Annotated in this window: 19 protein-coding genes; 2 read left to right on the top strand and 17 right to left on the bottom strand. The window is 64.4% G+C overall.

The features are described 5' to 3' along the window. The first annotated feature begins 4 nt into the window (after window positions 1-4). The gene (locus ACQY6T_RS12765; RefSeq protein WP_428631212.1) at window positions 5-586 is read left to right on the top strand and encodes a Smr/MutS family protein; all 582 of its coding nucleotides are present in this window, start codon (window positions 5-7) and stop codon (window positions 584-586) included. On the opposite strand, the gene dapE is transcribed toward ACQY6T_RS12765, so the two are convergent. Further along, window positions 583-1,710: a succinyl-diaminopimelate desuccinylase gene (dapE, locus tag ACQY6T_RS12760; RefSeq protein ID WP_428631211.1), complete on the bottom strand. Its 1,128-nt coding sequence runs from the start codon at window positions 1,708-1,710 to the stop codon at window positions 583-585. The genes ACQY6T_RS12765 and dapE overlap by 4 nt on opposite strands. Before the next feature lie 113 nt (window positions 1,711-1,823). On the opposite strand from dapE, the gene ACQY6T_RS12755 reads away from it, so the two are divergent. Continuing rightward, window positions 1,824-2,291 (top strand): cupin domain-containing protein, encoded by a 468-nt coding sequence (locus ACQY6T_RS12755; protein ID WP_428631210.1) that lies wholly within the window; start codon window positions 1,824-1,826, stop codon window positions 2,289-2,291. A 175-nt stretch (window positions 2,292-2,466) separates the two neighbouring features. On the opposite strand, the gene ACQY6T_RS12750 is transcribed toward ACQY6T_RS12755, so the two are convergent. The 16 genes from ACQY6T_RS12750 to ACQY6T_RS12675 form a co-directional block, all read right to left on the bottom strand. Next, a complete protein-coding gene (locus ACQY6T_RS12750) occupies window positions 2,467-3,138 on the bottom strand; it encodes a glutathione S-transferase family protein (RefSeq protein WP_428631208.1) in 672 nt (223 codons plus the stop codon). Between the two features lie 185 nt (window positions 3,139-3,323). Beyond that, window positions 3,324-3,923: a ribosome biogenesis GTP-binding protein YihA/YsxC gene (gene yihA, locus ACQY6T_RS12745; protein WP_428632646.1), complete on the bottom strand. Its 600-nt coding sequence runs from the start codon at window positions 3,921-3,923 to the stop codon at window positions 3,324-3,326. A gap of 62 nt (window positions 3,924-3,985) precedes the next feature. Then, the gene (gene yidC / locus ACQY6T_RS12740; RefSeq protein WP_428631207.1) at window positions 3,986-5,722 is read right to left on the bottom strand and encodes a membrane protein insertase YidC; all 1,737 of its coding nucleotides are present in this window, start codon (window positions 5,720-5,722) and stop codon (window positions 3,986-3,988) included. A 55-nt stretch (window positions 5,723-5,777) separates the two neighbouring features. Further along, window positions 5,778-5,990 carry a membrane protein insertion efficiency factor YidD gene (gene yidD / locus ACQY6T_RS12735; RefSeq protein ID WP_428631205.1) on the bottom strand — a complete coding sequence of 71 codons (213 nt, stop codon included), beginning with the start codon at window positions 5,988-5,990 and terminating at the stop codon, window positions 5,778-5,780. A 163-nt stretch (window positions 5,991-6,153) separates the two neighbouring features. Further along, window positions 6,154-6,492, bottom strand: coding sequence for a ribonuclease P protein component (rnpA, locus tag ACQY6T_RS12730; RefSeq protein ID WP_428631203.1), 339 nt, complete (start codon window positions 6,490-6,492; stop codon window positions 6,154-6,156). A gap of 29 nt (window positions 6,493-6,521) precedes the next feature. Further along, a complete protein-coding gene (rpmH, locus tag ACQY6T_RS12725; protein WP_039570342.1) occupies window positions 6,522-6,656 on the bottom strand; it encodes a 50S ribosomal protein L34 in 135 nt (44 codons plus the stop codon). A 128-nt stretch (window positions 6,657-6,784) separates the two neighbouring features. Beyond that, window positions 6,785-7,120 carry a hypothetical protein gene (locus tag ACQY6T_RS12720; protein ID WP_428631200.1) on the bottom strand — a complete coding sequence of 112 codons (336 nt, stop codon included), beginning with the start codon at window positions 7,118-7,120 and terminating at the stop codon, window positions 6,785-6,787. 212 nt (window positions 7,121-7,332) lie between these two features. Beyond that, on the bottom strand, window positions 7,333-8,139 hold the full coding sequence (locus ACQY6T_RS12715) for an alpha/beta hydrolase (RefSeq protein WP_428631199.1): 807 nt from the start codon (window positions 8,137-8,139) through the stop codon (window positions 7,333-7,335). Between the two features lie 100 nt (window positions 8,140-8,239). Beyond that, a complete protein-coding gene (locus ACQY6T_RS12710; protein ID WP_428631197.1) occupies window positions 8,240-8,707 on the bottom strand; it encodes an SRPBCC domain-containing protein in 468 nt (155 codons plus the stop codon). A gap of 18 nt (window positions 8,708-8,725) precedes the next feature. After that, window positions 8,726-9,379, bottom strand: a complete 654-nt coding sequence (locus ACQY6T_RS12705) for a glutathione S-transferase family protein (protein ID WP_428631196.1) — start codon at window positions 9,377-9,379, stop codon at window positions 8,726-8,728. Next, window positions 9,379-9,864, bottom strand: a complete 486-nt coding sequence (locus ACQY6T_RS12700; RefSeq protein WP_428631194.1) for a VOC family protein — start codon at window positions 9,862-9,864, stop codon at window positions 9,379-9,381. Before ACQY6T_RS12700 ends, ACQY6T_RS12705 begins: the two co-directional genes overlap by 1 nt. Before the next feature lie 2 nt (window positions 9,865-9,866). Continuing rightward, window positions 9,867-10,277 carry a VOC family protein gene (locus ACQY6T_RS12695; RefSeq protein ID WP_428631192.1) on the bottom strand — a complete coding sequence of 137 codons (411 nt, stop codon included), beginning with the start codon at window positions 10,275-10,277 and terminating at the stop codon, window positions 9,867-9,869. Between the two features lie 23 nt (window positions 10,278-10,300). Continuing rightward, complete coding sequence (locus ACQY6T_RS12690) at window positions 10,301-11,092, bottom strand: VOC family protein (RefSeq protein ID WP_428631191.1); 792 nt, start codon at window positions 11,090-11,092, stop codon at window positions 10,301-10,303. Between the two features lie 25 nt (window positions 11,093-11,117). Further along, the gene (locus tag ACQY6T_RS12685; RefSeq protein WP_428631190.1) at window positions 11,118-11,423 is read right to left on the bottom strand and encodes a DUF6958 family protein; all 306 of its coding nucleotides are present in this window, start codon (window positions 11,421-11,423) and stop codon (window positions 11,118-11,120) included. Further along, a complete protein-coding gene (locus tag ACQY6T_RS12680) occupies window positions 11,420-11,971 on the bottom strand; it encodes a GFA family protein (RefSeq protein WP_428631188.1) in 552 nt (183 codons plus the stop codon). The genes ACQY6T_RS12685 and ACQY6T_RS12680 overlap by 4 nt, the downstream gene beginning before the upstream one ends. 51 nt (window positions 11,972-12,022) lie before the next feature. Then, the gene (locus ACQY6T_RS12675) at window positions 12,023-12,742 is read right to left on the bottom strand and encodes a DUF1428 domain-containing protein (RefSeq protein ID WP_428631187.1); all 720 of its coding nucleotides are present in this window, start codon (window positions 12,740-12,742) and stop codon (window positions 12,023-12,025) included. Window positions 12,743-12,764: the final 22 nt, after the last annotated feature.

Here is a 12,764-nt window from a genome sequence, read left to right as displayed (position 1 = left end):
CGTCATGGCGCGGCGGCTCGGCTCCGACGAAACCGCACTTTGGAAGAAAGTCGCGGCGACCGTAAAGCCGTTGCCCAAGGCAAAGGCGCCGCTCGCCCCCACGGCCCCGCCCACCGTCCGGCCACCCCCGCCGACCCCCAGGAACACGGCAGCACCCGCGGCGCCCCTCGTATCGCGCCCCCTCGCCCCGTTGCCGCCACCGCGCCGGACCCATCAGGCGGCGACGCTCGACGGCCATTGGGACCGGCGCCTGCGCAAAGGGCTGGTGCGCCCCGACCTCAGCATCGACCTCCACGGTCACACGCTGGCCTCGGCGCAGGCTTTGCTCGACGAGGCGATCGGGCGCGGCTTGTTGCGCGGCGCGCGCGTGTTGCTGGTGGTGGCGGGACGGCTGCGCCCCGGCGCCGACCGGCTGCCGCAGATGCACGGCGACCCGCGCCCGCGCGGTGCGATCCGCGCGTCCTTGCCCGACTGGCTTGCCTATTCGCCCCATGCCGACGGAATCGTCGCGCTGCGCCCGGCGCATATCAGCCACGGCGGCGCCGGCGCGGTCTATGTCATCCTGCGCCGCACCCGCGACGATTAAGCGAAGGCGCGGATCAATATCCCGCGATAGATGGCGGCAAGCCTGTGCAGGTCTGCTACCGCGACCGCCTCATCCAGCTTGTGCATCGTTGCATTGGTCAGCCCGAACTCGACCACGGGGCAAAGCGCGTGGAGAAAGCGCGCGTCCGACGTGCCGCCGGTCGTTGACATCTCGGGCATGATATCGGTCTCGGCATGGATCGCCTCGGCGACCAGCCCTGACAGGTCGCCCGGCGGGGTCAGAAACGCTTCGCCCGAAATCTTGCCGAGCACCTTGGCACTCGGTTCGACATCGTGCGCGATCCGCTCGATCATCGCGACCAGATCGGCGCCCTTGTGCTGGTCGTTGAACCGGATCGACAGACGCGCGCGGGCCGAAGCTGGGATGACGTTGGTGGCGCCATTGCCGACCTCGATGTCGGTGAATTCGATGTTCGATGGCTGAAACCAGTCGTTGCCGCTGTCAAGCACCACCGCATCGATCGCCGCCAATATCTGGATCAGCTTGGGGATCGGGTTGTCGGCCAGATGCGGATAGGCGACATGCCCCTGCGTCCCCGGCACGTCGATCCAGATATTGACCGACCCGCGCCGCCCGATCTTCACCATGTCGCCGAGCCGGTTCACCGAGGTCGGCTCGCCGACGACGATCATGTCGGGACGGATGCCGCGGCCTTCCATATGCTCCATCAGAGCGCGGGTGCCAAAGATCGCCGGGCCTTCCTCGTCGCCGGTGATGATCAGGCTGATCGTCCCCGCTTCGACCGGCGTCGCGGCGGCAGCGGCGACGAACGCCGCGATCGCCCCCTTCATGTCGACCGCGCCGCGGCCATAAAGCAGGTCGCCGCGCACCTCGGGGGCAAAGGCGTCACCGGTCCATCCGACGCCCGGCGGCACGACATCCAGATGCCCGGCAAAGCCGAAATGCTTCGGACCTTTGCCGTGCCGCACCGCAAGCAGATTTTCCACCGGCCCGTCGGGTTCGATGCCGTCGATAAAACGCTCGACGGCGAAGCCGAGCGGGATGAGCGCCGCCTCGATGACGTCGAACACGGCGCCGGTGGCGGGGGTGACGCTGGGCGCGGCGATCAGCGCCTTGGCGAGGTTCACGGGGTCAATATCCATGCCACCCCTTTATCCGTTCGTGTCGAGCGAAGTCGAGACACCAATCGTTCGTTCGCGGCGCAGGCATCTCGACTTCGCGCGATGCGAACGGCAAGAGGAGGCAGGAGACCGCCATGCCCAAACTCGATCTCGATGCCATCCCGCAAACCAACACCACCGGCTATCCCGCCCCCTATGACGCGCCCGTCCAGGGCCGCTGGTATCGCCGCCTCGCCCCCGCGACCGGGCTCAGCGATTTCGCCGCCAGCCATGTCGTGCTCAAACCCGGCGCCTGGTCGTCGCAGCGCCACTGGCACGACGGCGAAGACGAGATGCTGGTGATGATATCGGGCGAGGCGGTACTGATCGAGGACGACGGCCGCTGGCCGATGCGCCCCGGGGACATTGCCGTGTGGCCCAAGGGCAGCACCAACGGCCATCATCTGATCAACGAATCGCACGCCGACTGCGTCTTCGTCGCGCTCGGCGGCGGCAAGAAATACGACACCGGCGGCGGCTATTCGGACATCGACATGCTGTTCGGGCCGGACGGCTATTTCCATAAAGACGGCACACCCTATCCGACGAAGCGGATTCCGTGAGTGAGGTCGAATGGCGACTTTGGGGTGGGGAGCTGCCCTCATATCTTCGTCACCCCGGACTTGATCCGGGGTCCATGCGGCCTTGCACCGCCTATACTGAGAGGGCGGATGGATCCCGGATCAAGTCCGGGATGACGACAATATAGGTCGGCAATTGGTCGCTAGCCGACGCCCGCTAACCCTGCTCCGGCCCCTCGAACTTCTCGATAATCCAGTCCTCGGCCTGCGCGCCGCCGATCCAGTCCTGCATGCAGGGATGGCTGACCACCGCCTGCATATAGGCGAGCGCAAAGGGCGGCAGCGGGATCGAGTAAGTGATGAAACGCGTGACCACCGGCGCGAACATCATGTCGGCGGCCGACCAGTCGCCGAACAGATAATCGCCCTCGCCGCCGAACCGGGCTCGCGCCTCGGCCCAGATTTGCAGGATGCGGATGACATCGGCCTGAACTTCGGGAAGCAGCGGGGCGGCGGGATAGATGCGGCGGATGTTCATGCTGTGGTTGCGGCGCAGCGCGGCAAAGCTCGCATGCATTTCGGCCGCCATCGACCGCGCCATCGCCCGCGCCGCGATGTCCTCGGGCCAAAATCCGCGGGTGCCGCCGGTCTTTTCGTTGAGGTAATCGATGATCGCCAGGCTGTCCCACACGACAATCTCGTCGCCGTCCCACAGGATCGGCACCTTGCCGCCCGACGGCGCAAACTCGTCGCCCTCGCGCCGGTTGTTCCATTCCTCGTCGTACAGCGGGACGGTGACTTCCTCGAACGGCAGGCCGCTATGCTTGACCGCCAGCCAGCCGCGCAGGCTCCAGCTCGAGTAAGCCTTGTTGCCGAGGAAGAGTTTCATGGGGTCTCCTTTGATCCCTCTCCCCTTGCGGGAGAGGGTTGCGCAGACTTGGCAGCTTGCTGCCTAGTCGTAGCTGGGAGAGGGGGTGTCAACGGTTGCGTAAGCACGCTCCCCTCTCCAGGTTCCGGTAGCGGACACGTCCGCAACCTGCACCATCCTCTCCCGCAGGGGGAGAGGAGCGAAAGTCAAATCTCGACCGCCTCCAGCACCGCCGTGCGCAGTTCGGCAATCCCAAGTCCCTTTTCGCTGCTCGTCACGATTACCTCGGGGTGCGCGGCGGCATGCTTGCGGGCCTCGGCCCCGGTTGCGGCATGAACCGCCGCCAGCTCGCTCGCCTTGATCTTGTCGGCCTTGGTCAGCACGATGCGATAGCTGACCGCAGCGACATCGAGCATCTCGAGAAATTCACGGTCGACATCCTTCATTCCGTGGCGGCTGTCGATCAGCACCAAAGTGCGTTTCAGCACCGCGCGCCCGCGCAGATAGTCATTGATCAGATAGCGCCATTTCTTGACGACATCCTTCGGCGCCTTGGCAAAGCCATAGCCCGGCATGTCGACCAGCCGGAAAATCAGCGGTTCGCCGACGTCGAAATAGTTGAGCTCCTGCGTCCGCCCCGGGGTCACCGACGTGCGCGCCAGATTGTGGCGGTTGGTAAGCGCGTTGAGCAGCGACGATTTGCCGACGTTCGACCGGCCCGCGAACGCGATTTCGGGCATCGTCGGCGGCGGCAAATGTTCGAGCGCGGGCGCCGATTTCAGGAACGCAATCGGCCCTGAAAACATCTTGCGCGCGCGCTCGGCGCGCTCCGGATCCGCGCCGGGCTCAAGGTCGAGATCGGTGTCGCTCACTTCGCTGCCGCCGCCTTCAGCGCCGGGAACTTGCGGTACATCCACTGCTGCTGCGCAATCGACAGCAAGTTGTTGGTGATCCAGTACAGCAGCAGGCCCGCGGCGAACGGCGCCATGATGAACATGAACAGCCACGGCATGATCTTGAACACCTGTTGCTGCACGGGGTCGGTCGCCTGCGGGTTCAAACGGAACTGCAGGAACATGGTGATGCCCAGGATGACCGCGAGAATGCCGATCGACAGGATCGACGGCGGGGTAAAGGGCAGCAGGCCGAACAGGTTCAGGATGTGCAGCGGGTCGGGCGCCGACAGATCCTTGATCCACAGAATGAACGGCTGGTGCCGCATTTCGATCGTCAGCATCAGCACTTTGTACAGCGCATAGAATATCGGGATCTGGATCACGATCGGCAGGCAGCCCGCGAGCGGATTGATCTTCTCGTCCTTATAGAGCTTCATCAGCTCCTGCTGCATCTTCGGCTTATCGTCCTTCAGCCGTTCCTGCAGCGCCTTCATCTTCGGCTGGACCAGGCGCATCTGCGCCATCGATCCGAACTGGCGCTGCGCGATCGGGAACATCACCAGGCGGATGATCAAAGTCAGCGCCATGATCGCGACGCCGAAATTGCCGACCATGCGGAACAGCCAGTCGAGCAGCTTGAAGATCGGAACCTCGAAGAACTCGAACCAGCCCCAATCGATCGCGTTCGACAGGCGGGTGATGCCCTGATCATCCTGATAGTGCGACAGCGTGCTGACTTCCTTGGCTCCGGCAAAGACGCGGCTCGTGGTTGTCAGCTGTGTTCCCGGTGCGACTTCGACGAGGTCACGGGCAAAGGCGGCACGGAACGCGCCGCCGGGCAGCGAATTGAACGCGGCGGAGACTTTTTCGCCCTTCGCCGGGATCACCGCGGCGAGCCAATATTTGTCGGTGAAGCCCAGCCAGCCCGCCGCGGTGTAGGATACCGTGTTGTTGGCGGCTTCTTCCAGCTCGTCATAATTGGTGAAGTTCGACTTGCCGTCGAGATAGCCGGTCGGGCCGACGTGGATCGTCAAGCTGTCCTGCTCATGCGGATCGGTCGGCTTGCCGGTGCGGTCGATATAGGTGCCGCTGCGCACCGCGACAGGTGCGGCGCCGGTGTTGGTAATCGTCTGTTTCGCGGTGATCAGATAATCATTGTCGATGCTGTATTCGATCCGGAAATTCTGACCCGCGCCATTCGCCCAGTTCAGTGTCACCGGGGTCGTCGGGGTCAGTCTGGTTCCGGTCGCGGTCCACAATGTGGTCGGGCCGGGAACGACAACGCCCTGCGCCGACCAGCCGATGCTGGCGAAATAGGCGGCCTTGGTGCCGGCGGGGGCGAACAGGCGGACCGGCGGCGAATCCTTCTGGATCGTCTGGCGATATTTGCTCAGCGTGATGTCGTCGACGCGCGCGCCGACCAGGTTGATCGAACCCTTGATCGCCGGGGTGTCGATGGCGATGCGATTGCCTTCACCGAGCACCGCCTCGATCGGGCGGACGGCCTGCGCCGCAGCGGTTGTCGGCACCCCGGGGGCGGGCAGCGCGGCGGGCTGACCCGGCGTCACCGCGCCGGTCGGCCCAGCGACCGTCTTCGTCACATCGGGCTTGTCGGGCGTGGGGAAGAATTTCTCGGAAACGAAATTCCAGCCCAGCAGGATGGCCACCGACAATAAAATTGCCGCGATCAGGTTACGCTTGTCGTCCACGCTGGTTGGTCTCTCTTCGTCTCAAAATGTCGGGGATGATGCCTTGGTCGAAATCCTATGGCACCGGGTCGTGGCCGTGGCCGCCCCATGGATGGCAGCGCAATAGCCGCTTTGTCGCCAGCCAGCCACCCTTGATCGCACCATGGCGTTGCAGCGCAGTGATCGCGTAGGCGCTGCACGACGGCGCGTAGCGGCAGGTCGGTGGCAGGATGCGCGAGGGGCCAAGCTGCCACCCGCGCGCAATCAGGATGAGCAGGCGGGCGATCATGCCGGATGCCCGGAAAACTGCGCAACTTCACGCGCGATTTCCTCCGCATCGTCACCCCGGTCCCTTCGACTATGCTCAGGACAGGCTTGATCCGGGATCCAGGCGGCGCCGGCGGTGATAGACCCCGGATCAAGTCCGGGGTGACGAGGGAGAGGAGTCAGGCTCATCGCGCCAATTTCTTCGCCGCGCGCTGCAACGCCGAATCGAGCTGCTCGCCCAGCTCGGCAAAAACGATGTCGTTGCCGCCCGGTCGGCCGATCAGCACATGGTCGGCGCCCGCGATCCCCGATTCGGGCAGCGCGGCGCGGCACAGTTCGCGCAGCCGTCGCTTCATCCGGTTGCGGGTGACGGCGTTGCCGACTTTCTTGCTGACGGTATAGCCGATGCCCATCGCGTCATCGTCGTCGGCGCGCGCGCGGACGAGCAGGACAAAGCCAGGCATGGGAAAGCGAAGGCCGCGGTTTGCGGCCAGAAATTCGCTGCGTTTTGAAAGCGTTCGCACCAGTTTTACTGGCGCAGAAGCGTCAGCGATCAGGCCGACAGCTTCTTGCGGCCCTGGGCGCGGCGGTTGGCGAGAATCTTGCGACCGCCGACCGTCGCCTTGCGGGCGCGGAAACCGTGGCGACGGGCGCGCACGAGGTTGCTCGGTTGAAAGGTACGCTTCATCGCGGTTGTCCCTAAATCTCGTCAAATGCTTTAACAGAAAAGGGCCGCCAAACGTGGGCGGCCACTGATGGAGGCGCGGATAAGCGAGAGTCGGAGTAAAGTCAATTGGCCCCGATCGCTTTGGGCGATCAATTGTCATCACGGCGGTTTTCCAGCGTTTCGCCCTCGGCCGCCGCCAGCGCCTCGCGCTCGCGCCGCCGCGCCGCGCTGGTCCGCCGCATCACCCGATCGGTCCAACCGGCATAGCGTGGGTGGCGCCGTTTGAACCGGACATAGATGCGCTTGGCCCAGGCGCTATTCTGCAGGCACAGCATCAGCCCGATGGGAAACAGGATGATAAAGCCGGGACCGGGCAACACGCCGACGATCGGCGACACGATGATCAACAGCACACCGACGGCGAACAGCGCGAGCCGGACCTGCGCGGTCGACCGTAATCGCTGGTAAAGGCTGCGTTTCGCCATGCGCGCCGATGTGGGGGCGGGTCAAGCGTGTTGCAAGGCTAATGCAGCGCGTCGGACGAGATCCTCTAAAACCTCGTCACCCTGAACTTGTTTCAGGGTCCATGGTCCGCCTTACCGAGGAGCGCCGCGGTTTTGGACAGGTCCGGCCATAGCTGCTGAAACAAGTTCAGCATGACGAAATTCGGGTTTGATTTGCCCGACGACCTTATGCGTCAGTTCAGCGCCACAAACCGCGCCATGTCCTCGCGGGTCAGATAGCGGACTTCGTCGAACGGGGTGCTGTTGGTCAGCGCGTAAAAGGCGCGCGCCTTGGCGTCGTCCATCCCCATTTCGCGGTAATATCCCAGATATTCGGCGTGGACCGGGTCGCTCGCGGCATAATCATTCGCCTCGCGCCCGGTTTCGTCGGCCCAGCTATGGACCCCGAATTCGGCGTTCGCGGCGGCGCGGCGGGTCTTTCCGGCGAGCCAGAGCTCGACCGCACCCGATCGCACCGAACCGCCGAGCGGGACGACGGTTTCCATGCCCTGACGGCGAATTGCGCGGGCAAGGATCAAATTCGCTTCCTCGTCGAGACTGCCGGGGCAATCGATCATTTCGAGCCGCTTGAGTCCGGGATACGCCGCCAGCATCGCCGCGAACTGGCGCGGGGTGGCCGATGTCACATCGCCGGCCATGCGGACGGTGGCGGCGTCGATCACCGCAAAGGGGCCGTAATGCGCCTTGGCGTGGCCCAGCGTCGCCAGCGCGGCGCTTGGCGCATAACGGCGCGTTGCCGCCATATCGACGTCCTCGGCCAGCGCCTCATCGTCCAGCAGGGCGTCATCGAGCGAGGCGTCATCGAGCGAGGCGTCCTCGTCCTCGATGACCGCGCCATCATCGTCACCGCCGTCTTCCCAGGTCCAGTTCACCGTTGTTGTAACGGTAAAGCTCTGCTGCGCCTGCGCCGGGGCGAACGCCAGCACCGCCGCGCAAAGCGCGACGAAAAAGGTGCGGGCGAGGGCGATTGGCGACGTCATGCCCCAGCCCTCGCGCGCGGGCACCTACCAAGGCGTCAAGCGGCACGGTCAGCGGCGCGTTAACCCCGATATGGGACGGCCGTACGGGACCGGCCGGGCGCTACTCGCACAGCGCGGCGAGTTGGTCGGCACAGGCGCCCCAGCCTTCGTCAAAGCCCATTTCGGCGTGACGCCGGGCGGCGTCCTCGTCCCAATGCCGCGCGGTCGCGGTATAGCGGGTTCCCCCCGCTTCGGCAGCGATTTCCCAGCATCCGACCATGAACGGGCCGGCCGGTATATAGCGCCCGTCCGCGTCCCTCACCAAGGCATCGGTCGATACGAAGCGGACGCCGGGGGTTACCTCGAGGAAAATGCCTTCGTGCGGATGCTCTTCGCCGTCGGGGCCGTGCATGACGACGCTGGTCCGCCCGCCCGCGTACCATTCCTGCACCAGAAACTCGGCGCGCCACGGCACCGGACACCACCATTCGGCTTGGCGCTCGGTCAGAATTTGCCACAACTTTTCAGGCGGCGCGGCGATGTGGCGGGTGATGGACAGCGCCCATCCATTGTCAGCTGTGGCCGTCATAAAACCTCCTTGGAACAATCAATCGCGGTCGGGGGCGCCGCCGGGGAAATAGTGGCGATAGGGGCGCCCGCCGTCGATCGCGCGCGCAACCGATGGCCGCGCGAGCAACCGGGCGCGATAGGCGCGCAGATTTTCATGCTTAGCCGGAATCTCATACACCCAGTCGGCATAAAAGAGCGACGGCGCCGCGGCACAATCGGCGAGGGTGAAACCCGCTGGGATCGCCCAGCCGCCCCCCGCCAATTCTTTGTCGAGCCACGCATAGATCGTGTCGAGCCCGGCTTTCGCCTTCTCGATAATCATCGGCGCATGGCCTTCGGGGCCGCGAATGCGGTCGTTCACGATCTCCTGCATCACCGCCATCACATGCAGGTCGAAGACTCGGTCCAGCTGCCGCACCCGCAGCGCCGCATCGGGGTCGCCCGGGATCAACCGCGGTTCGGGCTGCACCCGGTCGAGATATTCGACGATGATCGACGTTTCGAACCATGTCCGGTCGCCGTCGACCAGCAACGGGAATTTGCCCACCGGCCACAGCGCGTGCAACTGCTCGCCATGCTCCGGGAATTCGGGATCGACGTTGCGATATTCGAAATCGAGCCCTTTTTCATACAGCGCGATCTGTCCTTTCCAGCTGTAGCTGGAAAAAGGGTGGCCATAATAGATCAGCATCAGCCTTCGCCTTTGATTGCGGCTTCGATCGTGGCAACGTCGATCTTCTTCATCGACATCATCGCCTCGAACGCGCGCTTGGCGGCGGCCTGGTCGCCGCTCGTCATCACGTCGGTCAGCACGCGCGGGGTGATCTGCCACGAGATGCCCCATTTGTCCTTGCACCACCCGCACATGCTTTCGGCGCCGCCATTGCCGACGATCGTATTCCACAGCCGGTCGGTCTCTTCCTGCGTGTCGGTATGGACCTGAAACGAAAAGGCCTCGCTATGTTTGAAGGTCGAGCCACCATTCAGCCCGATGCACGGAAAGCCGAGCACGGTGAAATCGACGGTCAGCACATCGCCTTTTTTGCCGCTCGGATTGTCGCCGGGGGCGCGATGGATGCCGCCGACCTCGCTGTCGGGGAAGGTCGCGGCGTAAAAATTTGCCGCCTCCTCGGCGTCCTTGTCGTACCACAGGCACAGCGTTGCTTTGTCGGACATCGTCATTCTCCTTTCGCGGGGCAGCCGATCGACCATTGATGGCCAAACGGGTCCTTGATCTGACCGTACCGGTCGCCCCAGAACATGTTGTCGAGCGGCATGACGACGCTCGCGCCGGCGGCGACCGCGCGGTTGAACCAGGCGTCGGCATCATCGACCTGCAGATGCAGCGTCACGCCGTCGGGCGGACCGCTTTCATTCTCGACATATTCGGGAAATTCGTCGTGCATCATCAGCGATGCGCCGTTGATCAGCAGATGCGCGTGCATCAATCGCACCCCGTCGTCGGCGGCCATGCGCGCCAGTTCGGTCGCCGCAAACGCCTTTTTATAAAATTCGATCGCCTCGCTCGCACGGCTGTTGGCGATCGCGATATGCGGGGTCAGCCCGCCGGTCGGACCTTGATTATCCATCGTATCTCTCCTTCTGCGTTACGTCAGCCCTTGCGCGGACCCACCAGCCCGAACGAAGCGCCTTGCGGATCGACGCCGTTCATCGAAAATTCGCCGCCGGGGATTTCCATCGGTTCGCTGGTGATCGTGCCGCCGTTCGCGGTCACCGCGGCGCGTGCGCGGTCGATGTCGTCGACCCCGATATAATAGGACCACATCGGCGCAGGCGTCATCAGCGGCATCACCGCGCCCAGCCCGACGTCGCCGCGCTGGATGAAACGATAGGCGCCGATCTCGCCCATATCCATCTCGCCCTCCTGGCCCCAGCCGAAGTGCCTTTTGTAAAAGGCGATGGCCGCGTCGGGGTCGCTCGTCGACAGCTCGTTCCAGCGCACCCGCTGTGCCTCGGTCACCGAAAATACGTCGCTTTCCATGCCTTCCATGCCCGGCGGCGGGACGGGGTCCATGATGTAAAAGGGCGCGCCCTGCGGGTCGGTGACCATCGCGATGCGGCCGACGGGGATGTCCATCGCGGGCATCTGCACCGCACCGCCATCGGCGACGATCGCGGCGACCGCGGCATCGACGTCGGGGGTGTGGAGATAGCCAAGCCAGATCGGCCGCGCGCCGCCCGCCAGCATATCGGCATCGAGTGCCAGCACGCCGCCGGCCTGGCCGCCGTCGCTGCGGCCGATCATGCGATAATCGACGCCGCCGGCGGTCGCTTCGCCTTCGGCGGCAATGGTCCAACCGACGACCGCGCCGTAAAAGGTGGCGGCGCCCTTGGGGTCGGTGGTCATCAGTTCGTACCAGATGAAATTGGATGCTTCGCTCATTGTCGCTCTCCTCATTCCGCCTTGTCTATAATCGGTGCAGCCGCATCGGCTTGCTGGCCTCGCGGGCGAGCACGCCCTTGGCTTCCAAGTCCAGCTGGACGCCTTTCAGCCACCAGCCAGCCTTGGCGCCGCCGGGAAACAAATCGTCGGGCAGCAAAGGCAGCACCCGCGCCTTGATCTCGGCGACGGTCAGGCCCGGCTGCGTCGGGGGCACGGCGGCCAGCAAAGCCGCCTTCATCGCGTCATATTTGGCCTTGTCGACGCGCACCACATGGTCAGGACTCATGACGTTGTGCATTTCGACGCGCTCGATGGCGCTGGCTTTGGTCATCGTCCGGCTCCCATCACTTTTTCAAGTGGTGGGGATCGGAACCCCATCGCCGCCCACGCAGCCATCAAGCGCACAATGAATTTTCCGGAATGGGTCGCATAATCGGGAACATCGCCCGGCAATGTCACGCCCTCGGGTCGCTCCTTGGTCACGACCCGCATGTCGATCGCGGGCCGCTCATTGGGCTTCAGGCTGCTGCGAAATACGCTCAGCCAATGGCCCTTGGTATATTCCAGGAACAGCGGCGATTGACAGCAGCTGGCGGTAAAGCGCCGCGTCGGCGATTCCGGCTTTAACCGATGCTCCTGCAACAGGTCGGCGCCCGACAGGCAGCGCACCCGATCCTTGCGGAACAGGACCAGCGGGGTGCCGCCGTCGGCGTCGACCACGGCCGGGCTGCCGGGCTGCCGGGCAAATTGCTCGCCGGCGGTGCGGCAGCTGTCGCAATAGCAGACGGCCGTGACGATGGGCTTGCCAGTCAGCGCCAGCGTCACTTGGCCGCATTGGCATGATGCGATGCGCGGTTCGGGTTTTTTCGGGTCGGCCATTGGTTTCTCCTCTTGATCCTCCCCATCGCTGCGCGACAGGGGGAACAAAAGCTACGCCTCGACAATCGGCGCGAAGCCGCCGTAGATCATGCGTTTGCCGTCGAAGGGCATCTCGCCGCCATCGGGTTTCATCCGCTCGTCGGCCATCACCTTTTCCCATCCCTTGGTACGCGCATCCTTGTTCGGCCATTCGACCCAGCTGAACACGACCGTTTCGCCGTCCTGCTTGTGCGCAGCGCGGGCATAGTCGGTGACCTTGCCGGTCGGGATGTCGTCGCCCCACGCCTCGACGACGCGCGTCGCGCCATGGTCGCGGAACACCTGCGACGCCTTGGTCGCCAGCGCGCGATAGGCGTTCTTGTTGCCGTCGGGGACCGGCAGGATATAGCCGTCGGCATAGCCCATCGCGCCGCCGGTTCGGTCGTCGACGATCGAATCGAAACCGCCGATGATCATGCGCTTGCCGTCGAACGGCATCTCGCCGCCCATCTCCGCCATCCGCGGGTCGCTCATCATCTTTTGGGTCGCCGCGTCGCGGGTCGCCTTGTCGGGATATTCGAACCAGCTGAACACGACGGTCTCGTCATCCTTCGCCTGCACCGCGCCCTTGAAATCATTGACCTTGCCGTCGGGAACATCGTCGCCCCACGCCTCGACCATGCGGGCGACGCCAAATTCCTTGAACAGCGGCGCCGCGTCGGCGGCATGTTTTCGGTAAGCTTCCTTGTTGGCGGTCGGCACCGCGACCACAAATCCTTCTACATAGGTCATCTTGTCTCTCCTTCGGGGGCAG

Source organism: Sphingopyxis sp. (assembly GCF_965279725.1).
GTDB lineage: Bacteria > Pseudomonadota > Alphaproteobacteria > Sphingomonadales > Sphingomonadaceae > Sphingopyxis.
Note: the sequence above shows the minus strand (reverse complement) of the source record. Positions and strands in the feature narration are given on the sequence as shown.